Here is a 24943-nt window from a genome sequence, read left to right as displayed (position 1 = left end):
TCTACGTCCGAGGAGCGAGGTTTATTTCCAGCTCGGAAGCCACATATGGGCATCCCATTCAGAGCCGGACAAAGGCATAGCAACCATGAGTGGGAGGAAGTAAATAAACATCGCGACCACCGCACCCAGATAGAGACACACCAGGATGGACCCGGTGTCATTGATCCACAACGATTTCACACGCGCCCAGCGCGAAGATGGAGCGGTGAGCATCGCTACACTTCCCGACGCCCGTGCCGCGCTCGGTCGAATGCGCGACGAACCTGGTTTTCCTGCGACATCAGGCCGACGAGCACCAGCCCGACGTCGGCGAGAAAGCCCCCGTCGACGCCCTAAAAGGTAGCTCCCTAGATGCTTGCCCAATGAGCGGTTCTTTAAACGAGAATCCGCGATGGACCACGAATATAGCTGCCCCAGGCACAGCGCAATGGCCATGATCAGGAATGGGATCATGTTCGTTGCGTAGAAGAAGTACATCTGGCGGTCTACATCCGTGAGCCACGGCAGGAATCCGGCGGCATACCCGACAACCGGCACAGCCCAGCGCCGATCTTTACCGACAATCCAACACCACGTGGCCCACGCGATGACAGGAACAGATATCCACCAAATAATGGGTGTGCCGAAGAGCATCTGCGCGTAGTGGGTACCGTCGTCGTGAACGGAGTCGTAGTAAACCATGGGCCGTGTAGAGGCCAACCAGGACCACGGTTTGGATTCCCACGGATGATAATGCCCATTGGAATTCGTTAAGGTCGCATGGAACTGAAGCACTTGCTGCTGGTAGTACAGCCAGTTACTCAAAGGAGAGGGAACGTGTTTCAGAATGCTTCCATCCTCAATGAGCCCCGATTCTTTAGCATGCCTGTACACACTGTTTTCGTCAGCAAACCAGGCGCGCCACGTGAACATGTAGACCGCTAGGGGCAGAATAGCCAGCGATGCGATCGCGGGGAATGTGTCTCTACGCAGCGTTCCCACCACGGGGCGTTGCACGCCGAAGCGACGCCGGCGAGCCACATCGGCCATGACCGACAGCAATCCGAAGAAGAAAATGTAGAAGAGACCTGACCATTTCACTCCGGTAGCCAAACCAATGCTGATTCCGGCGGCGAATCTCCACCACCGATATCCCATGCGTGGCCCCCAGGGCGAATCCGACATTCGGTCTTCATGACGGACTTTTTTCATCCGGTCCTGCATCTGTTGTGCATCGCGTACCAACAGATATGCCGCCGCCACCACAAATAAGCATTGGAAAACGTCCAGCATTGCCGTACGTTGTGTGACTAGTAGAACGCCATCGCAGACGGCGATAATGCCCGCCATGCAGGCGATCATGGTGGAGTCCGCCAAGCGTTTCACGGTGCCCATAATCAGTAGGATGATGATGACGCCACAGGTCGCGGAGGCCGCCCGCCACCCAAACGCGTTGTAGCCAAAGAGCCACTCGGACATCATTTCGATCTGTTTGCCCACGGGCGGGTGCACCACCAAGCCGTACGCGGGATTTTCTTCAATTCCACCAACGAAGGGGTTACTCCACGATCTCACCATTTGCCACGCTTGCGGTGCGTAATGCTTTTCGTCGAAGACCGGGGCACCTTTATCCGTCGGCGAACCCAAACCGATGAATCGCGTCAAAAAGGCCATAATGCCTATCACGATTTGGGCCCACCGGTAGGGCGAAATGAGAGGTGTCGGCGAAGAATTCCGGGCAGTCACGGCAATTAGTATGCCAGCCGTATGGGAAGCTAGACATATGAGTCAGGATAATTCGTCCTATCGTGGCGGTATCGTCGTCGCGGGAACGCCATTGGGCAATATCGATGACGCGTCGCCACGGCTGCGTCATGCCCTCGCCACCGCAGACGTTGTCGCAGCAGAAGACACCCGTCGAGCACGAAATCTTGTCAATGCGTTGGGTATCGACATTGCTGGGCACCTGGTGTCGAATTTTGATCACAATGAATCCAGCCGCGTCGATGCCCTCATCTCAGAAGTCCAGCGTGGTAGAACTGTCCTCATCATTTCCGACGCCGGTATGCCCGTTATCTCCGACCCAGGGTTTCCCGTTGTGGAACGAGCTCACGACGAAGGAATCCATGTGGGCTGTATCCCGGGCCCATCAGCCGTGACCACCGCGCTGGCGATGTCGGGCCTGCACGTTGGCACTTTCTGTTTTGACGGTTTTGTGCCGCGGAAGACCGGGGCCCGTCGTGAGTGGTTATCGTCGTTAGTCACAGAACGACGCGCGTGCGTGTTCTTCGAATCACCTCACCGAATTGAAGAGACCTTGAACGCGGCGGTGGACATCCTCGGTGCTCATCGCCGTGCTGCTGTGTGCCGTGAACTCACCAAGCTTTATGAGGAGGTTCGTCGCGGCACGTTAGAGGATCTCGCCTCCTGGGCTGCGGAGGGGATCCGCGGTGAAATTACCGTCGTTCTGGAAGGTGCTCGTGACGTGAACGCGCATCCGCCAGTGGACGACCTCGTCGATGATGTTGAAGCGCGTGTCCGGGCGGATGGTCTTCGCTTGAAGGACGCATGCAAAGTTGTCGCTGACCAGTGGGGGATGCGGAAGCGGGATCTCTATGAGGCCGTCGTCGACGCTAGAAAGGCGAGTGAATAAACGAACCTTATTAGTTGCTGAAAACCTCGTAGCAATTGAATAAAAAAGAGTCCTGTTACATAGTGGATGAATGGACCATAAGAATATCGATCCTGAAGTCATCCTTGGTGACTATGATCCCGAAGTGCTGACGGGGGAGGGGCAGCTCGGCATGTCCGACGCTACCGACGACGCTCCCACGGACTGGAGAGTCGTAGGACCCGCAGCAGCACTCGTGCTTGTCGTCATCTTATGGGGACTCATCGCACCCAACGGGTTTGCGGAGTTCGCCTCCGACGCTCTGAGCTGGATCGTCGACAACCTTGGGTGGATGTTCGTCCTGTTCGGAACGGTCTTCGTGTTCTACATTTTGTCCATCGCATTCTCGCGGTTCGGATCAATTCGGTTGGGCCGCGATGATGAAGAACCCGAATTCTCGACGCCATCCTGGATTGCGATGATGTTCGCCGCAGGCATGGGAATCGGCCTAATGTTCTACGGAACGACAGAGCCGCTCACATTCTTTCGTGAAGGCGTGCCAGGGTCCGAGCCTGAAGATCTGAACTCGGCATTTGCATCGACGCTGTTCCACTGGACGCTACACCCCTGGGCGATTTACGCCATCGTGGGACTAGCTATCGCCTACGGAACCTTCCGCATGGGCCGAAAACAGCTATTGTCTTCTGCGTTCATCCCGCTTATTGGTGCGAACAGGGCCGAAGGCTGGATGGGGAAAACCATCGACGTCCTGGCCATTTTTGCCACCGTGTTCGGCACCGCCGCATCGTTGGGTCTGGGCGCACTGCAGATCGGCTCGGGTATGGACGAAACCGGCATCATCCACAACCCGGGGACGCCAGTTTTGGTCGGTGTCGTGGTCATCCTGTCCCTGTTCTTCTTGGCGTCCGCAGCGTCGGGCGTCGGCAAGGGGATTCAGTACATTTCGAACGCGAACATGGTGATGGCCGCTGTTCTGGGCATTTTTGTGCTGATTGCGGGCCCCACCGTCGTCATTCTGAACATGATCCCGACGGCATTCGGAAGCTACGTCCAGCAGTTCTTCGAGATGGCTGCCCGTACTGCAGACACTGACAACGGTACGGCAGGTAAATGGCTGGGTACCTGGACGATCTTCTACTGGGCCTGGTGGGTCTCCTGGTCGCCCTTCGTAGGAATGTTCATTGCTCGGATTTCCCGCGGACGCACCATCCGAGAGTTCGTGTGCGTGGTGTTGTTGGTTCCATCGGCAATTACGGTGGTGTGGTTCTCCATCTTCGGTGGGACGGGTGTGCACCTGGAAGAAACTAGCCGCTCCATTTGGGGCGATGGCGACTCCACCCACCAACTGTTCTCCCTGCTCAAGACCATGCCTGGGGGACAAATCTTCTCCATCCTGGCCATGGTTCTGCTGGCTACCTTCTTCATCACATCCGCAGACTCGGCCTCGACGGTCATGGGCTCGATGTCCCAAAATGGCCGCATCGTTGCCGACGTCCGCGTCACGTGTTTGTGGGGTGTGCTCACAGCCGCAATCGGCATTGTGCTGCTGGTCTCCGGCGGATCCGACGCGTTGAATAACCTGCAGTCGGTCACGATTATTGCAGCGTCGCCATTCCTCCTGATCATTATCGCGCTGATGTTCGCGCTGGTAAAAGGGTTTAGGGAAGACCCTGTGTACTTGGATCACCGTGAGCACCGACGCTTCGCGTTGAAGCTTGCGCGCGAGCGACGAGTAGAAGCAGCTCATGCGGCACGACAACGTCGTCGCGCTGACAAGATACTCGGAAAAGACCGGCGGTCGGGGAATACTGCCAATGATTCGTCAGACGGGCCGTCGACGGCGATGACAACCGCCGACTAGCCGTCGTGGACTAATGGCTGTTCGGTTAGCCGTCGTTAATTAAGGAACATGAAAAGACATCACGCCTGGTGAAAAGCCTGAGGCCTCACGGGCGTGATGTCTTTTATTGTCACTGCGTCCAATGATGCGAAAAACGCCTCTTGTGCCTGGGCTAATTCATGCTGCAGCCGGCAATTGACATTAAAGGGGCAGGGGTGGGGGTGTTCGCAGTCAATCACCGGGCTCGGCCCCTCGAGGAAACGGACGATGGCTCCGACGGAAAAATCCTCAGCGCCATCGATCAGAGTTATTCCTCCACCGCGGCCACGAGTGGCGTCGATAATACCGAATTCTGTTAGCCGCGATATGACTTTCGAAACATGGGTCCGGGGAGCGTTGATCGCTTCGGCGACCTCGCGGGCTGTTGTCCGTGCATTCCCTGACCCCACCATGTGCATGAGGGCACGTAAACCGAGATCAGAGAACTTCGTAAGATTCACAGTCTCAGGGTAGCGCCACGGGCCAGGGCCAAAAAATGCGATAACCAGCCCGACGTTTCACGCCCATGTAGTGTGATCGACCACCTACTCCGCGCGAGTGGCGGGACGCTGAGGGTATTTCTACCAGCGCAAAGTAGATGTTTTAGCTATAATCTCGGCCCATTCGGTGTCGGGAGTGGAGTCAATGGTGATCCCGCCGCCAGTGCCTAAAACCAGCTCGCCATTCACCCATTCCGCGGTGCGAATGGCCACATTCGCCACCAGATTTCCCCAGTTCAACCCCACAGTTCCGCAATGAATACCACGCGGTACTGGCTCCCACTCGGCCAGATAGTCCCGCGCCCGTAACTTCGGTGTGCCCGTCACCGACGCTGGCGGGAAACACGCATCAATAATGCGGGAATCCTGCGCTGGCGACACATCTTCCATATGCCCAGATACCGTTGACACGAGATGCCACACCCCCGGGGCCGGCAGGACCTTTAATAATGAGGGCACGGTAACGTCCCTGCATACGCGGCTGAGGTCATTGCGGACGAGGTCAACGATCATGATGTTCTCCGCAACATCCTTCCTGCTCCGCGCTAGTTCCTCGGGATCTCGATTAATGGGAAGTGTTCCTTTAATTGGCGACGACCACACCGTGGATCCCCGGCGCTCGAGAAACAGTTCGGGGCTCAGGGAGGCGATGGCGCGGTCATGAGTCGCCAGAAAAATGGCGAACGTGGGGTGGGTGCGGTGGACGGTTGAGAGCCACCACCGGGCCGCGTCGGCGCGCGACTTCATTGGAGTTCGAAACTGAGTGGAGATGCACGCTTGGTAGACCTCCCCGGCGCGAATAGCATCCAGACAGTTCATAACACCATGTCGGTGAGCATCTCGGTCGCCAGAGCTCCAGTGCGTTGCCGGAGAACATTGTGGAATCGAGTGAAAGTGGCGACGTTGATTCGCAGTAACGAGAACATCTGTGGCCCATTCGGGATCACCGTTGGTGAACCATTCCCCATTGTGGCGCCAGATCACGTGGTGGGTGGTGACGCCTGCTGCATACACTGTGGGGTCGGGATACGAGATGAAACCAAACCGAACGCCGTTGTGGGGATAAGCCGGTGTTGTCGACCCATCGTCGTTGCCAGAGGTGCTGGCAGAAGCGTTGCCCGGAGAGCGGAAAAGTGCAGGTGGGGGCTTTAATGCGTCCTCAGGGTCGCAGTACGTGCATAAAGCATCCGGTGCGATGACGGCGTCGAGCCCACCCCAGGCTCCGATAGCCATCGCGGGGAGATGGCCGTCGGTAAGAAGTGACATACCTACATCGACAGGGGCCAGCGAGCTGTAACCAAGGCGTGTCATGGAAGCAGAATCATCATGAGATGCGTCGGATACGTTTGATAGGCCGGGGAGCATAAAAATCACTGTAGCTGCCGGCGCCTGCGTCAGACGGAACTGCCGGTGGGGATGTCGACGGATCACGACGAGCACTAAGGACGGGCACTAAGACTGCCCTTCATGTCGGTAAAATTTGCAGCGCGTTGTAGCCTAGACGGTATGTCTGCACCCATACTTACGTCTGTCGCCTGGCCCTATGCTAATGGGCCCCGCCACATCGGACACGTCGCCGGTTTCGGTGTTCCCTCCGACGTTTTCGCCCGTTACCAGCGAATGCGCGGGCGTGACGTACTCATGGTCTCCGGCACTGACGAACACGGAACTCCGCTGTTGGTTCAGGCGGAAAAAGAAGGCGTCAGCGTGCAGCAGCTTGCCGATACCTATAACAAGCAAATTGTTGAAGACCTGGCCGGACTAGGTCTTTCTTATGACCTCTTTACCAGAACAACGACGCGCAATCACTACGCCATTGTTCAAGAGCTCTTCATGACGCTGTACTCCAACGGCTACATGGTGAAGCAAACGACTCTGGGTGCTATTAGCCCGTCGACAGGGCGCACTCTTCCCGACCGCTACATCGAAGGCACCTGCCCAATTTGCGGTGCCTCCGGAGCTCGTGGCGACCAATGCGATAATTGTGGCAACCAGTTGGATCCTGCCGACCTGATCGATCCGGTGTCGAAGATCAACGGTGAAAAACCACGGTTCGTTGAAACCGAGCACTTTTTGCTTGACTTGCCCGCACTCGCGGATTCGTTAGGGGAGTGGCTCGAATCCCGCAAGGATTGGCGGCCAAACGTCCTCAAGTTCTCTTTGAACATTTTGAAGGACATCAAACCCCGCGCTATGACCCGCGACATTGACTGGGGAGTGCCCGTTCCCCTCGAAGGATGGGCTGATAATAAATTCAAGAAACTCTATGTGTGGTTCGACGCCGTCGTCGGGTATTTGTCTGCCTCCATCGAGTGGGCCCATCGTATCGGTGAGCCCGACGCGTGGAAAAAATGGTGGACCAACCCTGAGGCTAAGTCCTACTACTTCATGGGCAAGGACAATATCACCTTCCACTCCCAAATTTGGCCTGCTGAAATGCTGGGATACCGTGGCCTGGGATTACGCGGGGGCACCGAAGGCAAGTTGGGTGACCTCCAATTGCCGACAGAAGTCGTCTCGTCCGAATACCTCACCATGTCGGGATCGAAGTTCTCGTCGTCCAAAGGCGTGGTTATCTACGTGCAAGATTTCCTCCGCGAATTTGGCCCCGACCCGTTGCGATACTTCATTGCCGTCGCCGGTCCAGAAAACAACGATACGGACTTCACTTGGGATGAATTCGTCCGCCGTAACAATAACGAGTTAGCCAATTCGTGGGGTAACTTGATCAACCGCACGGTGTCTATGGCGGCGAAGAATTTCGGTGAAGTTCCCGATATTTCCGGGCTTGACCGCACTGATGACGATAAGGCCCTTCTCGACCTCACGGAGAAAACCTTCGACATCGTTGCGGAGAATATAGAGCATTCTCGTTTCCGCGCCGGGATCAACGCGGCTATGCATCTGGTCGGTGAGGCTAATGCCTACATTGCTGCCCAGGAGCCGTGGAAATTAGCTAAGGATGAGGACCAGCGGGACCGCCTGGCCGTCGTGCTGCACACTGCGCTGCAGGTCGTGTCCGATTGCAATGTGCTGCTCACGCCCTACTTGCCACATGCTGCCCAGAAGGTTCATGAAACCCTGGGCCGCACCGGCGAATGGGCAGCCATGCCACGAATCGACGAAGTGACGGATGACACCCCGGTTGAGCTCATGGGAGTTGGCCTTCCTGAGGAAGGGCGAACCTACCATGTGATCACCGGTGAGTATTCCCACCAGCAGGCAGCATGGAAGCGCATCCCCATCGAAGCCGGCACGACGCTGAGGAAGCCAAAGCCGATCTTCGCGAAACTGGACCCCGAGTTGGCGGAAACCGGCCCAGAGTGGGCGCCTGTCGTCCATTAAGCCGGGATTCCCTTCCTGTAGCCGGGGATTCTCTCCCTGCTGGACGCGCCGTCATCACCTATGGTGGGGTTCATGAGCTCTTCTCAGACAGTAACTATCCCTAACACCATGCACGCGATTCGGGTGTCTCACACGGGAGGCGCGGACGCATTGGAATATAAAGACGACGTCCCCGTTCCTCAGCCCGCCCCCGGCGAGGTTCTGGTGAAGATTGATGCAGCCGGTGTCAACTACATTGACACCTATTTTCGGGAGGGAATTTATCCCGCAGACTTGCCCTACACACCAGGTGTCGAGGGTGTTGGGCGCATCGTCGCAAAGGGGGAGGATAACGGCGACGCTTCCTCCTCGGGTGAATTATCCGTGGGAGATCGCGTTGCTTTCTACAACACGAACTGCTCGTATGCGGAGTACGCGGCGGTTCCCGCGTCGGCAGCAGTGGCTATTGAGGACACTATCAATGATCCGACGGCCGCGTCGTTAATGACACAGGGGATTACTGCTCATTACCTGTCTGACGGATGCTATTCGCTGGGTGAGGGCGACACATGCGTCATTACAGCGGGTTCCGGGGGCGTCGGTTTGCTGCTCACCCAGATGGCTAAAGCGCGGGGAGCCACTGTCATCAGCATCACCTCTACCGAGGAAAAAGCGCAGCTCTCCCGGGATAATGGCGCCGACTACACCATTAATTATGACGACTACTCGCCGGAGAAAATCCGTGAGTTGACGGATGGACGCGGTGCGGATGTCGTGTATGACGGCGTAGGGAAGACGACATTTGATACATCAATTCATTCGCTACGGCCGACGGGCACGATGGTTTTGTTTGGTGCGGCCTCGGGGCCAGTACCGCCGATCGACCCTCAACTGTTGAATGAGGCGGGTTCGGTTTTCCTGACCCGGCCGAGCATTAAGGATTGGACCTCGCGCCCGGGTGAACTGCAATCGCGAGTTCAAGCGGTTGTTGGAATGGTGGCCAATGGGTCAGTGACGTTCCGAATTGGAGGGACGTTCCCGCTCTCTGAGGCACGCAAGGCTCATGAGCAGCTGCAGGCGCGGAAGACAACGGGATCGTTGGTGCTTATTCCTTAGATCAGCGTCGTCGATCAGGCCGAGTCACCCCCGCGTCAGCACGGCAACAAGGAAGGTGCTGTTCTCGTCGAAGGGATCAGCATTCCACGATGAAAACATATGTTGTGGTGCTAGGCCGGCGGACTGGGCGTCGGCAAGGAATTGTGGGGCAGTGTATCCCCGGTCGAGGGCGAAGCCAAGGATCATGCGGCCGTTGTTGGTAAGTCGGCTCGATAGGTTTGCGACTGCTGTTGCACGGTGGTCAGGGGCGATGAATGGGAACACGTTCCCGGCAGAATAAATAATGTCGAATGGCCCCTCGGGAAAATCCTGGGGGTCGGGTGAGTCGTCGCCTAAATCTGCAACATGCCACTCGCCGTCGGGCAGGCGGTTCTGTGCCACCGACACCAAGTAGGGGTCGACATCCACGCCCGTGACGGAGTGCCCTTTCTTGAGCAGGTATGCTCCTACTCTTCCAGTGCCCGCGCCGGCGTCGAGCATCCGTGAGCCGCGCTGGGCCAACGCGTCAATGAGGCGTGCCTCACCGTCGATATCCCTCCCTTGAGCAACGAAAACATCCCACCGCTTCGCATAGCGATGGGAGTGGTCAGGGTTGGCAGCAAGAATGTCATTCCACGTAGGCATGACACTCAGAATAGCCTTGGCAATTATCCGCGAGCTAGTGCGCCCATAGGATCCCACGCAGGGAGGACATGGGGTTCCTTGCTCAATGCATCCTGGTATTCCTTGGGCAGACGCGCTTTCGGCACCGCGATTTCGTACACGTTCTCGGAGAACCAGGAATCGTCCATCGTCCAGAAGCCCTTATCGGCCTTATCCGGACCCCACGAATTTTCGACGCGCCACTTGCGGGGCCGAACGGTCTCTGGCAAGGCATCGGATGAGGTGACAGTGGTCGGATCGAAGTCGTCGGCATCGTCGACGAGGTCAACCCCGGTAAACACCATGGCGTGAGTCATCATGGAATCGCCGGACAGCAGCCGGTCTTCCTTGGACATGGAGAGGTCCACACCGTAGAGAGTGTCATAGTTGTAAAGGTCGAGCGACCAATACCCCTGGTCAGCGTTTGATTGTGCCAGTGTGTCGCACCCGAACCATACAGGGTTGCCATCAACTAGCGCACCCAAGGCGGCTTTCTTCAGCACCTCGATGGGCGCATTCAGGTAAGTGACCGGCTTTGCGCCGACGACATTGCCGAGGTATTCGACGGTAAATGTGTCACCGTAGGGGCTGGTCGAGCGCGGATCGTTCACGACGCAGACATAGTCGTCGAGATCGCGGGGAAGGTAGGTTGCGGCGAACTCCTGTGGCGTTATCGTGCCTTTCCGCACAAAATCGTTATCCTTTGTGCGGTATTGCCACACAAATTTCTCCGGTGGCACACCGAGGTGGATGGTGAGAATGCGATAAACACTGGTCATGGTGTCGTCATGAACGGCCTTGACCGCGTCACTATCGGCATTGTTCTCTTTGTCCACTGTGACAGCATTGCGGATGTGCGTCGCCCCTGCACGCAGAACTGACGCTAAGTCGCGGTTCATATGCCGCGTATTAGAGCTCGATTGCGTTTCCGGCATAGCGTACTGTGGTACGACGCCATATTTGTTGATTAACGCGACAAACATATTCCATTGGCCACCGTCGTCAATGGGGGCCTGTAAAAGATGCTGGATAGTCCGATCCTCGATAGGGCGATCGGCTAATTCGCGCATCGCGGTGAGAAAATAATTGGCCTTCTCTAGCTTGTCATAGAAAGAAACATAGTTTTGGGAGAGCTCGAAGTCTTTAATTCCAGTTTCTGACATAACATTGCCACGCATGGAATTAAGTCCTGAGAAAATCCAGCACCTGCCAGATTTCTTTTGATTAGCGACGGCCCACGTGTCCGTTTTATGCGAAACGGAATGGTCGAGGGATATTACCCGCTGGCGGTTGAGAGCGACTTTATCGACGTCGGTCGTGGTCACCGCGTTAATGGCGATCCGGGCTGATAGGTCGGAGTTCACTGCCTCAGAAAGACTCGCGACAGCTTGAGGAGCCAGAACGCCGGTATTGCGCGAGGAATATTGTGGTGCCGGCGTGCTGTGGCCTGAGTTTTCGGTATCGGAGGTGTGGTTGTGAGAGGAAGTCATAGGTGTCCTTGTCATGGTTGATGGTTGGTGCGGGAGTCCTGCGTGGTGTGCAGTGGATTAGACGGCAGGGGTTTAGACCATTGAATCCCACAGGGGAAGGACAGTGGGTTCGTCGTCGAGCTGGGCGCGAAGCTGGTCAGGCAGCTCGTCCCTATGAACCACGATATGGAATACGCTGTCATTGAACCAGGAATCAGCCATTGTCCCGTAGCCTTTACCAGCGATTTCCTTATGCTCCTTGTGGTGGTGAGTTCCCCATGAGTTCTCAACGCGCCACCGACGGGGGGTATCGGAATCACTGTCGAAATCAACTCCGGTGAAGACCATTGCGTGCGTCAAACGGGATTCGGCAGTCAGCATGCGATCAGCCTTCGTCGTTTCGGTGGTGATGCCGTAGAGCTGGTCCAGCTGAATCAGATCTGCGTCCCATACGCCGAGGTCCGCCCGGAACTGCCGGTTGACATCACAGGAGAAAAACACCGGCTTATCGTTGCGAAGGCGCTGAATGGCCAGCGACTTCATAGTGTCGAGATCCACGTTGAGATAAGTGAAGTCCTCAGTGCCCCACATGTCATTTTGGAACTGGGTTGTATACCGATGACCGACGGGTACGTCCACCCGAGGATCATGCGCAATATTTACGTAGTTGTCGAGGTCATCGGGCAAAAATTCCTTCGCGAACTGCTGTGGTGTGTAGGTGCCGCCGCGATGGAAGGTGTTGTCTTTGTCGCGATACTGCCAGACGAATTCGGTGGGAGGAACACCGAGGTGAATGGATAGGACACGATGGACGTCACGAAGTGCGGAGGCAATGATGCCATTAGGGTCAAAGCCCTCAGTGTGGGTTTCTCGATCCTTATCTAGCGCGTCTCTTAGTTGAAGAGCGGCTTTACGCACAATGGTGTTTAATGCTCGATCCATGTGAGATGTCGAGGAACTCGACTGGGTTTCAGGCATGACATATTTGGGAACGGCACCGTATTTTTTCACCAAATTAACGACGTAATTCCACTGGCCACCGTCACTTACGGTGAAAGAAAACAATGTATCAATTGCGCGATCGCGTAATTCTCGTGGTGAGCCGGTACGAGATGGACTATCTGCTGATAATAATGATCCGTCATACAGCCCCGCGACGGAGCGCAAGAAGTAATTCGCTTTTTCGAACTTATCGAAGAATTGAAGATAAGACTCAGAGAATTCAAAATCCTCGAGATTAAGGGAGCGTGCGATCTCGTGGCGGAATACATTTAACGCCGCAAACATCCAGCACCGGCCAGACTGCTTCTGGTCTGTCACTTTTAAGGAATCGAGCTTTATTTCTGACGATTCGTCTAATGCGACGACTGCGTCACGGTTCAGAGCAACATGATCGACATCAGTAGTCGTCACTGCGTTCATCGCGACGCGATGGGTGGGGTCGCCGGCAATATCGGCACGAAGCTCAGATAGGCGCGTATCTGACAGTGCTGTCAATGGTGAGGTAGACGAAGATTTAGTCATGCTTGTCTCCTTAACAATGCGGTTCAGCAATATGGTTTAGCAATGTGGTTCAGCAATGTGGCTCGACACAGCGTTTCACACATGGTTCACAAACAGGGTGTGCTCGGACAGTGTGTGTGATGTGTGAACATAGTAGGGGACGGAGACCCGACTGTTCACGTCCAGCCCACTGGATTAGTTAGCCTAAAGGTATGAGCAAGAAGCGCCGCCCTGAACCGAAACCGCCCGAGTTCCTGCCACATCTTGTGGACGCTCATACCCACTTATGGGCCACCGGGGCCCATGATGCGGCGGGGATCTCGGAGTTAATGACCCGAGCTGCCGGCAGTGGGGTGGAATGGGTGTGCACGGTAGGCGACGGGCTGGACGAAGCTGAGAAAGCCCTTGAGGCCGCGCATTACCATCCTGATGTTGTGGCAGCGTGCGCCATTCACCCGACGCGTGCGGGTGAGCTGACCGACAGTGTGCGCGCTCGCCTTGAACAGATGGCGGAGGATCCTCGCTGTGTCGCGGTCGGGGAGACGGGGCTGGATTATTACTGGTTGGGCAAGCTCGACGAGTGTGCGGATAAGGAAACTCAGCGTGAGGCCCTGCAGTGGCATGCGGACGTGGCGCGCCGGGTCAACAAACCTCTCATGATTCATAATCGTGAGGCCGACGAGGATTTGCTAGCCGTTCTCGCCGACTATGGTGACGACCTCACGGTGATGCTGCATTGCTTCTCCTCGCCACTGGATGTCGCGGATGAAGCGCTGGCCCGAGGATACATTTTGTCCTTTGCAGGAAACTCGACATTCAAACGTAATGACGACCTTCGCGAGGCGGCCCGACGCGCCCCTGTAGGCCAGATCATGGTAGAGACCGACGCGCCATATATGACCCCTGAGCCATTTCGTGGTGCGAAAAATGAATCGGCATATGTCGGCTACACTGCCCGTCGATTGGCCGAGGTGAGAGGGGAGAGCCCCGCGGAGTTTGCCCTCCACACCGGCCAGACCGCGGCAAGGATTTTTGGGGTGCAGCGGTCTAGTTCGGAGGATTAGCGTCGTGCCCTGGGGGTTTTATTCCGGGTGAGCGGCCATTATTTTTTGTGTCCTCCATCACAGTTTAGGGGTTGTGCGTCTAAGGTTGTATTCAGCATATGTCCAGCTCATGGGCGGGAAAGCTGTCAAATGTTACGAAAGTGTCACAAGTGATAGCAACTTTTGGTTACGGAGCCGTTGCCTCACCCCCATCTAGTTGCTACTCTGTCGAAGTTGTTATCAGATCGTGACTTTGGGCAGGCTCCACCATTCTGAGCCGGAGAGAAAGACGTGAGCACTCAGAAGAAATCTCGCATCCACCGCATTAACCACACCTCCTCCACGCCAGTGCGTGTCGCTACCGGTGGCATGCTGGCCACATTGGTAGTCGGTGGCGCTGTTGCTGTTAACGCTCAGAAAAACCTCATCTTGAACGTTAACGGTGAAACCTCCCACGTCAGTGCGATGTCCGGAGACGTGAAGAGCATTCTCGCCTCACACGATGTCGACCTCAAAGACGGTGACTTTGTTTCCCCTGCTGCGAACAGCTCCGTCAAGGATAAGCAAGAAATTACGGTTCGCACCGCTCGCCCCGTCACGCTGACTGTCGATGGTGTCCAAAAGACCATCCAGTCCACCGCTCTCACCGTTAAGGACTTCCTAAACCAGGTTGGAACCATCAATCCGGACGATTACGTGTCTGCTCAGGGCAGCACCAAAATCCCGGAAAGTGGCATGAAACTCGAAGTCGTGCCGCTTAAGGACATCACCCTTGACGACGGTGGGCAGCTCGGCGACATGAAAGTTCCCGCTGTCACGGTGAAGGATTTCCTTGATCGCCGGGGGATCAAGTTAGGTGCCGACGATAAAGTCACACCGGAGCTTGGCAAGAAGCTGGTTAGTGGCGACAAGATCACCATTGAGCGCAACAAGACTGAAGATCAGACGGTGAAAGAGGCTGTAGAGCCGACCGTTCGCTATGTTGACGATCCCAACAGTCCAAAGGGTTCGGAGACCGTTGTTAAGCCGGGTAAGGCTGGCGAGCGCGAAGTGACCTACACCGTCAAATCCCGTAACGGTCAAGAAGTTCAGCGGTGGGAGAAAGCTTCTAAGATTCTCTCTGAGGCCACTGAAAAGGTGATTTCTCGTGGCACGAAGGCGGCCGTGGCATCATCGCCCAAGTCCTCCTCGGCATCGGCCCCTGCTGTTGCTGGAGGATCGGTGTGGGACTCCATCGCTCAGTGTGAATCCGGTGGAAAGTGGAACACCAGCACAGGAAATGGCTTCTCCGGTGGGCTGCAGTTCACTGACCAGACCTGGCAAGCATTCGGTGGCGGGGCATACGCTCCTACCGCCGCTGGCGCTAGCCGCGAGCAGCAGATCGCTGTCGCTAATAAGGTTCAAGCTGCCCAGGGTTGGGGAGCGTGGCCAGCATGCACGTCGAAGCTCGGAATCCGCTAACCTAACGGTGTGAATCAACCCCCCACTCCTCCGCGTACCTCCGATCACGTTTCTTCATCCTCTCGGCTCTTAGGGCCTAAAGAAATAAGAGAACTAGCGAGGACTGTGGGGGTCGTTCCAACTAAAAAGCGCGGACAAAACTTCGTCGTCGATCCCAACACAGTCCGTCGAATCGTCTCCACTGCTGACTTGTCACCTGATGATCACGTTCTTGAAGTCGGCCCGGGATTGGGCTCATTAACGCTAGGCCTTCTTGATGTTGTCTCTAAAGTGACGGCCGTGGAGATCGATACCACACTGGCTGAACAGCTCCCGGACACTGTAGCGGCGTACGCGCCAACACATGCGGAACAACTCGATGTAATCTCCTCCAATGCGTTAGCGCTCACCGGTTTGAGCACAGGGGACCCGGCTGCGACTCCTCCGACGGCGTTCGTAGCCAATCTGCCCTACAATGTCGCAGTTCCCATACTTTTGCACGTCCTGGAGGTTTTCCCGACCATCACGCGCGTTCTCGTCATGGTCCAAGCTGAGGTTGCTGACCGTCTTGCTGCCGAACCAGGGAATCGCGTCTACGGTGTTCCCAGTGTCAAAGCCCGCTTTTATGGTCAGGTTCAGCGCGCAGGTGCCATCGGGAAAAATGTGTTCTGGCCGGCACCCAACGTCGATTCTGGGTTGGTCAAACTCACCCGTGGCACTCGGCCGTGGCCAACTGACACCACCGCGCGGGTCCAACTGTGGCCGATTATTGACGCGGCGTTCGCACAACGCCGAAAAACCTTGCGCGCTGCTCTGAAAGGTCACTATGGAAGCGCGTCCGCAGCAGAACACGCTCTTCGGGAAGCCGGAATCGATCCGCACCGGCGGGGAGAGACGCTTTCTATCGGTGAATTTATCGTTCTGGCGCAGTTGCCTGCGAGTGCAGAAGCACCCCATTAATTGATAACAGGTGATACGGGAGGTGAAACCATGACGTCCAGCAACGGCGATAGACCTGTGTTCAATTCTGACTGGGACCAGTACATCGACGGATGGGATGGTGTCACGGGACAAGCACCGGCTGTCCTCTCGGTGTATCTTCAGACCCACTCGTCGGGTTTCACATCAGTGGCCCAGTCGATTTCCTTAGAGAACTCCGTCAGAATCCAGGCGGTCACCAACACGGAGATTGGTTCTCACCGCGGTCTGAGAGAGGCTTTAACCGGTGACAGATCGCCTTTGACAACGGGCCGCGTAGTCCACGCCCTTTATGTCGACGGTAATGTGCCGATGGGGCAGCTACCAACTGGGCCCGACAACGTCGTATGTAGGGTCGTTGAACGGATCGCCGAGGCATATCGTTCAATGATTTCACCATCATTGGCGTTACCACGGGTGACGGTGACCGTCACTAAGCGCATCCCGTTGTCAGCGGGTTTGGGTAGTAAAGCTGCCGACGTCGCAGCAGCTATCGTGGCCGCCGACCGATTCTTTGGCTATCACTTCATCGTGCGTGCAATGGGGTTCTCAGCACCCGGAGGAACGGAGACCAGCAGCGTCGGTTCTCTGTCGAGTGACGTTGTGCGACGCATCGCACAGGAAGAATGCCCCGACGAAAACGCCGCGATCGAACTTGCTCTGGAGGGCGGGACCAGCCTCATCGTGCTGGATCACGATGTGCAACACCCGGGATCCGACATCATATCCCAGAGGACTCCTCTTTTGGCGCGAGGTCCTTTGTGGTGGGTGATAACGATGCCGGTGGTCACGTCGGCAAAGATGGCGATGCCCTGGGCCGCACCAGACCGCGAGAAACAGGCTGCTCAACGCCACCAAATTCGGGCCGGCCAGCACTTTGATGATGAAGACATTGCGGACGCCGTCGAGAGCGGGGCGGCGTTGTGCCACCGTGTCGTCCAGCGTTTAGCGACCCAACGAGAGGAAATGGCGTCGGGGAAGAGACCCCAGTACAGCGTCGGCAGTATTGAAAACATTGAACGAGCGCTCGTGTCGGGCGATCCCGTGGACGTCGGTCACACGATGGGAAACGATCTGCAGCCGGCAGCAACCAGTGTGATTCCGCCCCTTCGCCGAGTTATTCAAGCGGGTTCGCGTGCAGGTGCCCTGGGCGTCATCGTGGCCCACCAAGGACCGGCCTGTGCAGTGCTGTGTGCCGATGAGGGCCATGCTTACACAGTGCAGGCTGAATTGGCAGGGAGCGGTGTTGTCCGAATGGCTAGAATTGCACCCAGTCACAGGCCGGGAAGCCACAGTGGTGCGTACCTGGTATCCGATGAGGATAAAAAATCGCCGTAACCGTCATTTCTCGTGGCTGTCCGGATCACGTGTTTTTCCTCGCCACATAAAGTCAGATGTGCACCCTACACACGTGCACTGCGGTGGCGCACGGTTCCTCGGCAACACACATGTCCCGGCGACAACAGGAGTAAGGAGTTCACAGAACTAATGGCAGCAGTACGCCCGCTCATCACGACAGACTCCGTCACCTTGACCCGTGGTATCACGATGGTGCTCGACGACGTGACGGTGGCGGTGAATGAGGGCGACAGAATTGGCGTCGTGGGGCTCAACGGTGGCGGAAAGTCCACCTTGCTTGGTGTTCTGACTCGAAGCATTGAGCCTGATTCCGGCCGAGTCACCCATGGGCGCTCCGTCCAGATCGCTACGGTGGCTCAACGTGCACAGAGCTCATCAGCTTCCGTCATCCAGACCATTGTCGGAGAGAAAGCGGCCTACGAGTGGGCCGCCGATCCCGAGGTGCGTTCCATCATTGCCGGACTTGACCTGTCGGAACTGTTAGATGAGTCGACTGATTCCATTTCTGGTGGTCAATTCCGTCGGGTAATGCTCGCAGCCGCATTGGTGCGAAAAGTTGATGTCTTAGTTCTCGACGAGCCCACCAACCACCTCGACATTGAGGGGGTTCAGTGGCTGGCTGATCATCTGCGTCACCGGAATTGCGCTCAAGTGATTGTGACCCACGATCGCTGGTTCTTGGACACCGTGGCGACGCGCACGTGGGAGGTCCATGATGGCTCGGTAGACACGTATGAAGGCGGATATAACGATTGGATGTTCGCCCGTGCTGAACGCCAGCGTCAAGCCGATGCGGCGGAACAGCGTCGCCAAAACTTGGCGCGGAAAGAGTTGGCGTGGCTGCGGCGCGGAGCACCTGCGCGCACGTCAAAACCCCGGTATCGGGTGGAAGCCGCTGAGGCGCTCATTGCTGACGTCCCGGCACCGCGCAACACGGTGGAGCTGATGGCGTTTTCCAAGCAGCGCCAGGGGAAAATTGTGGTGGACCTCCTGGACGCGACGATTGCCACACCCGATGGTCGCGTGTTAGTGGACGATCTGACGTGGCGCATCGGGCCGGGAGAGCGCATCGGTCTCGTCGGTGTCAATGGTTCAGGCAAAACGACGGTGATGCGCACGATAGCTGGCGATTATCCGATGGTTGCGGGCAAACGCCGCGAGGGTAAGACGCTCCGTTTGGGCTGGTTGCGGCAGGAACTCGAGGATATCCCCGAGGACCTCACCGTCATTGACGCGATTAAGGCGGTGGCTGAGTATGTCGTGTTGGGTAAGAAGGAGATGTCCGCTTCGCAAGTTGCTGAGCGTTTAGGCTTTCCAGTGAAGCGGCAGCGTCAGCCGGTTCGCGATTTGTCGGGTGGCGAGCGCCGTCGGCTACAACTGACCCGGATCTTGATGTCGGAACCCAATCTTTTGCTTCTCGACGAGCCCACCAACGATTTGGATATTGACACCCTTCAGGAATTGGAGTCAATGCTGGACGGGTGGCCGGGAACGCTGATCGTGATTTCCCACGACCGCTATTTGATTGAGCGTATCTGCGACAGCGTCTTTGCCTTATTCGGCGATGGGGATGTGACCCATTTACCTGGCGGTATCGATGAATACCTCGATCGCCGACGTTCCATGGCAGGTCACGCAGCGTCAGGTACTGGGTTTGCTGCGGGAACAGAGGCGATTGCTTCGGGGAATCAGCAGAAGGAGGGTTCCCTTTCTGCGGCCGAAAAACATAAAATCTCGAAGGAAATGAACTCTCTTGAACGAAAGATCGCCAAAGTTCAGAAGAGAGAAGAGAAAATCCAGCAGGATATGGCTGATGTCGCGAGCAATTCGAATGGCACGGACACAGAAAAATTGACTGAATTGGATAGAGATCTGTCCCAGGCCCGTGAAGAAAGGGAAGAACTAGAAATGGTCTGGATGGAATACGGCGAAAAGCTTGAGCAACAGTAAGCTCGCCCCGGATGGTTACTGAGGGAATGGACGACACCGGCGGCGGTCAGGACAGATCAGGAGGGTAGCGGATGGCGACGGCGAACCAGGGACAACGCCCGTCACGGGACGTGTCGAAGCCAGGGCAGCAGCTAACCTTTGACTTTGGAAAAGACTTTGACCGTGACGTGGAGTTCTATCGTCGCGCCGATGACGCTCCTGTTTTCCTCAGCACTGCGGTGGACTCCTATTCGGGCCGTGACGCCCCGATTCGGCGTCGGCTCATGGTGGCTTGGCTGTGGCTCCGCCCCGACCCAGTCGGTGTCGTTCTGGGAACGGTCGCATTCTTGATGGCCATGACTCCGTCCCTCCTGCCCCGCACCTGGCTCTTCCAAGGAGTGGTCTGTGGCGTGTCGGCCGTGACAGCCTATGCGTTCGGCGTGGTCATCCACTGGATCTGGGATCTGTGGCTCGACGATCTTATTGCACCCCGGGTGGAGGATTTGTCATTGCGGTTGCCCCGATGGCGGTGGGGGACCGACCGTCGGCTCGAAACGGCGATGCGTCGGCTAGAGGCCGAATCACGAAGACCTGCGTTCGTGGGCGGATCGCTACGTTTTCGGTGGCGTTTCGCTCTTGACGCGGCGCTTTTTATTGCTGTCCCCATCGCGACGATCATCATGTCTTTGTTTGCGGTCCGGTGGCAGAACCAGATCGCCCGGACGATGGGGGCGGAAGCTTACACGCCGGCAAAGTTCTTGCTAGTCATACCGGTAGGGCTTGGCCTGTGGGCAGCCGTTGTTGGAGTAGTCCGTGTGCTCATTAACGTGGTCGAGTGGTTGGCAGATCATGGTCCACAGCGATGGGGAGACGCAACCAGGTCCATCGCCGCCTGGCTCGTTGTCGTCGTAGTGTTGGTTTTTGTCGGGGACAAGATTGTGCCAGGAACGACGATGTCCGTGGCAGAACGGGTGTTTTCGGTACGGAATAACAAGATCCGGTCTGATCTTGTTCAGCCAACGGTGCCGGAACGGTCGGGCAGCCCAGAATCTGAGGCATCATGGGATGGGCTTGGTGCGTTTGGTACTCGATTCACGGGCTTAGGTTTGCACAAGGATGAGCTGGAGAAACTCACTGGTCAGCCCGCGAAGGAACCGATTCGCGTCTACGGTGGGCTGAAAAATGAGCCTGATGATCAAGCGCGCGCGAATCTCGTCGTCCGTGAATTGGAACGAACACATGCCGCCAACCGCGAAGTTCTCTTTGTTATTCCGACGACGGGGACCGGGTGGGTGAACCCGACTGCTGCGCAAGCTATCGAGTTGATGTTTAACGGCGATACCGCCATTGCGGCGGATCAGTATTCGTTCCTTCCCAGTGGTTTGCAGTTCGTCGCGGACAGGCAGCGAGTAAAAGAAGCCGGTCAAGTGTTAATTAACACTGTGGTCGATTGGTGGAATACGCTGCCGAAAGATCACCGCCCGCGAATTTACGTATACGGCGAGTCCTTGGGGACATCCGCGGGCGAGGGCGCTTTTTCGGGCCTGCGCGATATCGTGAACTCGGTCAATGGTGTTCTGTGGGTGGGGCCGCAAAATAGTAATAATTTGTGGAGCCAATTTGTGGCCCGACGTGATCTGGGGACTCCGGAAGTAGAGCCCACCTATTCCGACGGGCTGACAGTGCGCTTCGCCAACGGTCCGAAGAAAATATGGTCCTGGGAGGAGTCCCACGAACCAGCGACCCGTGAAGATAGTCCGCTGTGGCCGGGTCCGCGCGTGCTGTACCTACAGCACCCGTCGGATCCGGTGGTGTGGTGGTCGCCGAAACTCCTTTTCCAACGGCCTGATTGGTTAAAAGAACCGCCCAAGGGGGATCGCTCGCCAGCAATGACATGGGTGCCGATTCTCACGTTTTGGCAGGTCACGCTGGATCTCCCCGTCGCTGCCAATGTTCCGAATGGGCATGGCCACAACTATGGGCTCCAGCTTCTTGACGGATTAGCGGCAGTGGCAGGCAACGGAAAATTCACACAAGACGACATGCCTCGTCTGAAAAAGCAATTGGCGACGGCGATGGAGGGGCAAGGTCCAGAAAAGGAAGTTGGCGTCGACCAAAAGAAGATGAATGGCAACTAGTGCAGGGGTGCTTCACCATTGTGAGGTAGGCCTCCGCCGTCGCCATGAAGGATTCCACCCGTGCCGCGAAGGCGGAGCCGAATCGCTACCCTGGATGGCATGATTCTTATTAACGTGAGGTACCGTCCGAAGCCAGAATTCTTGGAGTCATTCCGGGAGAAAATGGAGGAATTCACTCAGGCATGCCGTCAAGAGCCAGGATGTGTGTTCTTCGAGTGGTACCGGAACACCGATGACCCCAAAGAATACATCCTGATCGAGGCCTACAAGGATGCGGAGGCCGGCAAGGTTCACGCCGAGTCCGATCACTTCGCCAAGGGCATTGAGGAGATGAACAAGGTTCTGCAGTCCAGGCCGAAGATTATCAACACGACCATGGAAGATCGCTCCGGCTGGGACGATATGTCCGAGGTCACCATTGATGGTGATGAGTGATATTTTCACTCAACAGCACGTGTGACATTACAGGAGCGTAGGTAGCGCGTTATCCTCGTCCATATGACTGTGAGCACATTTGAACTATTTCGCATTGGTGTGGGGCCATCGAGTTCGCACACTGTGGGACCAATGCGTGCTGGGCTCGAATTTGCACGCAGCTTACGTGAGCGCTTAACCACGACATCGGCCGACGACGTCCCCGCCACGGCCGATTCTGGTCTTGCCGACGATGAATACGTCGAGCTGGTCGGTGGTGCTGTCACTCAGGATCCAGAGAGCATCACCGTTATTCTCTATGGCTCGCTCGCCGCGACGGGAGCTGGTCACGGAACTTTAGGTGCATGTCTTTTGGGACTCGACGGAGCAGATCCGGCGACTGTTGATCCTGACTTCATGGGGCCACGCTTAGAGGAGATCCGGCGCACGCGGATGATTAATCTCGCAGGGGATAAGTCTCTGCAGGTCCAGTGTGGTTTTGAAGATATCGTGCTTCGTCCGACGGTTGTGCGGACCATTCATACTAATGCGGTCACATTTTCCGCCATTGTGCGTGGCCAACGTTTTAAGCAAACGTTCTACTCCATCGGTGGGGGCTTCATCCGAACAAAGGAAGAGGTCCCTGATCAAGACGCATTGTCCGGGCCGTGGTTATTCACCTCGAGTAAAGAACTGGTGGCTAAAGCTGAGGAACTGGGAGGTTCTGTCGCGGAGGTTCAACGCAAGTGTGAACAGTCGAGGAGAAGCGATCCGCAGATCAACGCCGATCTCGACGCCATCGCAGAGGCGATGTCTGACTGCGCTAAGCGTGGAGTCAGCCAGGAGGGGATTCTGCCTGGCGGCTTAGGGGTCCGACGTCGCGCCCAGAAGTGGTACAGCGACCTTGTTGTCGATGATCCGCATCAGACGGCTGAGTTTTCCACTGATTGGGTGAACTTAGTTGCACTAGCAGTGAATGAAGAAAACGCTGCTGGTGGTCGTGTTGTGACAGCGCCGACAAACGGGGCGGCGGGGATCATTCCGGCGGTCGGTTTTTATGCTCTCACTTTCACCCCAGCAGGTCGTAAGGATCCACAGGGCACTGCGCGTCGATTTCTCTTGGCTGCCGCGGCAGTGGGTTCCTTATACAAGGAGCGGGCTTCGATTTCTGGAGCCGAAGTGGGATGTCAAGGTGAAGTGGGTTCGGCAGCGTCGATGGCCGCTGCTGGTTTGGCCGAGGTCTTGGGCGGAACACCTCAGCAAGTTGAAAATGCCGCCGAAATCGCGATGGAGCATTCCTTAGGCCTCACCTGTGATCCGATTAGCGGGTTGGTCCAGGTACCGTGCATCGAGCGGAACGCGATTTCTGCTGGTAAAGCCATCAATGCGGCGCGTATGTCTTTGCGCGGTGACGGTACTCACCGGGTAAGCCTGGATGAAGTCATCACCACGATGAAGGAAACCGGCGCAGATATGTCTGATCGGTATAAGGAGACCGCCGGCGGTGGGCTCGCATTGCATGTCGCCGTCAATGTGCCTGAATGTTAGGGGGCGCCTTCCGGTATGTACTATTCCAAGTAGGGTATGTGATCAATCAGGAGAGGCCCCACGATGAGCGATTCGCCGCAGACCACGAACACACAGGATTCTGGCTCAGAGGACTTTCGGCAGAAACCGAAGAAACTTGATCGGAAAGCCTATGAAAAAGAATTAAAGCGTCTGCAAGCTGAACTCGTGGAAATGCAGCAGTGGGTGGTGTCCACCGGTGCTCGCCTGGTCATCATCATGGAGGGTAGGGATGCGGCAGGTAAAGGCTCTGCTATCAAGCGGATTACCCAGTATCTCAACCCCAGGACGTGCCGCATTGAGGCTCTCCCTGCTCCAAACTCGAGGGAGCAGGGACAGTGGTATTTCCAGCGCTATGTCGAAAAACTGCCGACGAAGGGCGAGATCGTCATCTTCGATCGCTCGTGGTACAACCGTGCGGGTGTCGAACGTGTGATGGGGTTTGCGACGTCGGAAGAATATCGTCGTTTCCTCCACCAGGCACCGATTTTCGAGCGGCTCCTTGTTGAAGATGGGATCATGCTGCGTAAGTATTGGTTCTCTGTGTCCGACGAGGAGCAGCTGCGTCGGTTCGAGTCGCGCCGGGACGACCCGCTGCGCCGGTGGAAACTGTCGCCGATGGATATGCAGTCCATCACCCGGTGGGAGGACTATTCGAAGGCGAAGGACGAGATGTTCGTTCATACGGATATTCCCACCGCGCCCTGGTACACCGTGGAGAGCGAGGATAAAAAGCGGTCGCGTATTAACGTGATTAATCATCTCCTCTCGTCGATTCCGTATGAGCACATTGAGCAAGACATTCCTGACATGCCCGAGCGTCCTGCACGACGTGACTATGAGCGCCCTCCGCGAAGTGACTTCCGGTATGTGCCTGACGTGGCCTCGAACTTAGAAAAAGACAAGGTCAAGGCGAAGAAGAAGGCAAAGAAGAAGGGGAAGAAGAATAAAGATAAGAAGAAGTAGCCACGGCTGAGGAGAGTGCGGTGCTCTCCATTTCGGGGGCAAAATGAGGGTGATTTCCCTATTTTT

19 protein-coding genes are annotated in these 24943 nt (G+C 56.5%); 13 read left to right on the top strand and 6 right to left on the bottom strand.

The genetic code is table 11. From position 1 onward, the window contains the following. Positions 1 to 21: 21 nt before the first annotated feature. A complete protein-coding gene (locus I6J23_RS00700) occupies positions 22 to 1725 on the bottom strand; it encodes a dolichyl-phosphate-mannose--protein mannosyltransferase (protein ID WP_239454926.1) in 1704 nt (567 codons plus the stop codon). A gap of 37 nt (positions 1726 to 1762) precedes the next feature. Between I6J23_RS00700 and rsmI the strand changes: the two genes are divergently transcribed. Then, entirely contained in the window at positions 1763 to 2632 is an 870-nt protein-coding gene (gene rsmI / locus I6J23_RS00695) for a 16S rRNA (cytidine(1402)-2'-O)-methyltransferase (protein ID WP_204582144.1), read from the top strand. 70 nt (positions 2633 to 2702) lie between these two features. After that, on the top strand, positions 2703 to 4472 hold the full coding sequence (locus tag I6J23_RS00690; protein ID WP_204582143.1) for a BCCT family transporter: 1770 nt from the start codon (positions 2703 to 2705) through the stop codon (positions 4470 to 4472). Positions 4473 to 4531: 59 nt separating this feature from the next. Here I6J23_RS00690 and I6J23_RS00685 read toward each other — a convergent pair whose 3' ends face one another. Together I6J23_RS00685 and I6J23_RS00680 are read right to left on the bottom strand one after the other, a co-directional pair. Beyond that, a complete protein-coding gene (locus I6J23_RS00685; protein WP_204582142.1) occupies positions 4532 to 4951 on the bottom strand; it encodes an RrF2 family transcriptional regulator in 420 nt (139 codons plus the stop codon). 120 nt (positions 4952 to 5071) lie between these two features. Beyond that, positions 5072 to 6355 (bottom strand): aminodeoxychorismate synthase component I, encoded by a 1284-nt coding sequence (locus I6J23_RS00680; RefSeq protein WP_204582141.1) that lies wholly within the window; start codon positions 6353 to 6355, stop codon positions 5072 to 5074. A gap of 141 nt (positions 6356 to 6496) precedes the next feature. Between I6J23_RS00680 and metG the strand changes: the two genes are divergently transcribed. Together metG and I6J23_RS00670 are read left to right on the top strand one after the other, a co-directional pair. After that, positions 6497 to 8335: a methionine--tRNA ligase gene (gene metG, locus I6J23_RS00675; RefSeq protein WP_204582140.1), complete on the top strand. Its 1839-nt coding sequence runs from the start codon at positions 6497 to 6499 to the stop codon at positions 8333 to 8335. Positions 8336 to 8407: 72 nt separating this feature from the next. Beyond that, the gene (locus I6J23_RS00670) at positions 8408 to 9430 is read left to right on the top strand and encodes a quinone oxidoreductase family protein (RefSeq protein ID WP_236881619.1); all 1023 of its coding nucleotides are present in this window, start codon (positions 8408 to 8410) and stop codon (positions 9428 to 9430) included. Positions 9431 to 9454: 24 nt separating this feature from the next. Here the strand turns inward: I6J23_RS00670 and I6J23_RS00665 are convergent, their stop codons facing one another. The 3 genes from I6J23_RS00665 to I6J23_RS00655 form a co-directional block, all read right to left on the bottom strand. Then, a complete protein-coding gene (locus I6J23_RS00665) occupies positions 9455 to 10054 on the bottom strand; it encodes a class I SAM-dependent DNA methyltransferase (protein ID WP_204582139.1) in 600 nt (199 codons plus the stop codon). Between the two features lie 23 nt (positions 10055 to 10077). Then, entirely contained in the window at positions 10078 to 11562 is a 1485-nt protein-coding gene (locus tag I6J23_RS00660; RefSeq protein WP_239454925.1) for an aminopeptidase C, read from the bottom strand. Between the two features lie 72 nt (positions 11563 to 11634). Further along, complete coding sequence (locus I6J23_RS00655; RefSeq protein ID WP_204582138.1) at positions 11635 to 13065, bottom strand: aminopeptidase C; 1431 nt, start codon at positions 13063 to 13065, stop codon at positions 11635 to 11637. A 191-nt stretch (positions 13066 to 13256) separates the two neighbouring features. Between I6J23_RS00655 and I6J23_RS00650 the strand changes: the two genes are divergently transcribed. From I6J23_RS00650 to ppk2, 9 genes are all read left to right on the top strand, one after another. Then, positions 13257 to 14108 carry a TatD family hydrolase gene (locus tag I6J23_RS00650; protein WP_204582137.1) on the top strand — a complete coding sequence of 284 codons (852 nt, stop codon included), beginning with the start codon at positions 13257 to 13259 and terminating at the stop codon, positions 14106 to 14108. A gap of 270 nt (positions 14109 to 14378) precedes the next feature. After that, the gene (locus I6J23_RS00645) at positions 14379 to 15548 is read left to right on the top strand and encodes a resuscitation-promoting factor (protein ID WP_204582136.1); all 1170 of its coding nucleotides are present in this window, start codon (positions 14379 to 14381) and stop codon (positions 15546 to 15548) included. Between the two features lie 9 nt (positions 15549 to 15557). After that, on the top strand, positions 15558 to 16487 hold the full coding sequence (rsmA, locus tag I6J23_RS00640; RefSeq protein ID WP_204582135.1) for a 16S rRNA (adenine(1518)-N(6)/adenine(1519)-N(6))-dimethyltransferase RsmA: 930 nt from the start codon (positions 15558 to 15560) through the stop codon (positions 16485 to 16487). 30 nt (positions 16488 to 16517) lie between these two features. Further along, entirely contained in the window at positions 16518 to 17843 is a 1326-nt protein-coding gene (locus I6J23_RS00635) for a hypothetical protein (RefSeq protein ID WP_204582134.1), read from the top strand. Between the two features lie 150 nt (positions 17844 to 17993). Then, positions 17994 to 19814 carry an ABC-F family ATP-binding cassette domain-containing protein gene (locus I6J23_RS00630; protein WP_204582133.1) on the top strand — a complete coding sequence of 607 codons (1821 nt, stop codon included), beginning with the start codon at positions 17994 to 17996 and terminating at the stop codon, positions 19812 to 19814. Between the two features lie 71 nt (positions 19815 to 19885). After that, positions 19886 to 21931 carry an alpha/beta hydrolase gene (locus tag I6J23_RS00625; protein ID WP_204582132.1) on the top strand — a complete coding sequence of 682 codons (2046 nt, stop codon included), beginning with the start codon at positions 19886 to 19888 and terminating at the stop codon, positions 21929 to 21931. A gap of 99 nt (positions 21932 to 22030) precedes the next feature. Continuing rightward, the gene (locus I6J23_RS00620; protein ID WP_204582131.1) at positions 22031 to 22366 is read left to right on the top strand and encodes a putative quinol monooxygenase; all 336 of its coding nucleotides are present in this window, start codon (positions 22031 to 22033) and stop codon (positions 22364 to 22366) included. A gap of 63 nt (positions 22367 to 22429) precedes the next feature. Continuing rightward, positions 22430 to 23893, top strand: a complete 1464-nt coding sequence (locus tag I6J23_RS00615; RefSeq protein ID WP_204582130.1) for an L-serine ammonia-lyase — start codon at positions 22430 to 22432, stop codon at positions 23891 to 23893. A gap of 63 nt (positions 23894 to 23956) precedes the next feature. After that, complete coding sequence (gene ppk2 / locus I6J23_RS00610; RefSeq protein ID WP_204582129.1) at positions 23957 to 24877, top strand: polyphosphate kinase 2; 921 nt, start codon at positions 23957 to 23959, stop codon at positions 24875 to 24877. The last annotated feature ends 66 nt before the right edge of the window (positions 24878 to 24943 follow it).

This window comes from Corynebacterium kroppenstedtii (assembly GCF_016894245.1).
GTDB lineage: Bacteria > Actinomycetota > Actinomycetes > Mycobacteriales > Mycobacteriaceae > Corynebacterium.
The sequence above is the reverse complement of the archived record's forward strand: the minus strand, read 5'-3'. Positions and strand labels throughout refer to the sequence as shown.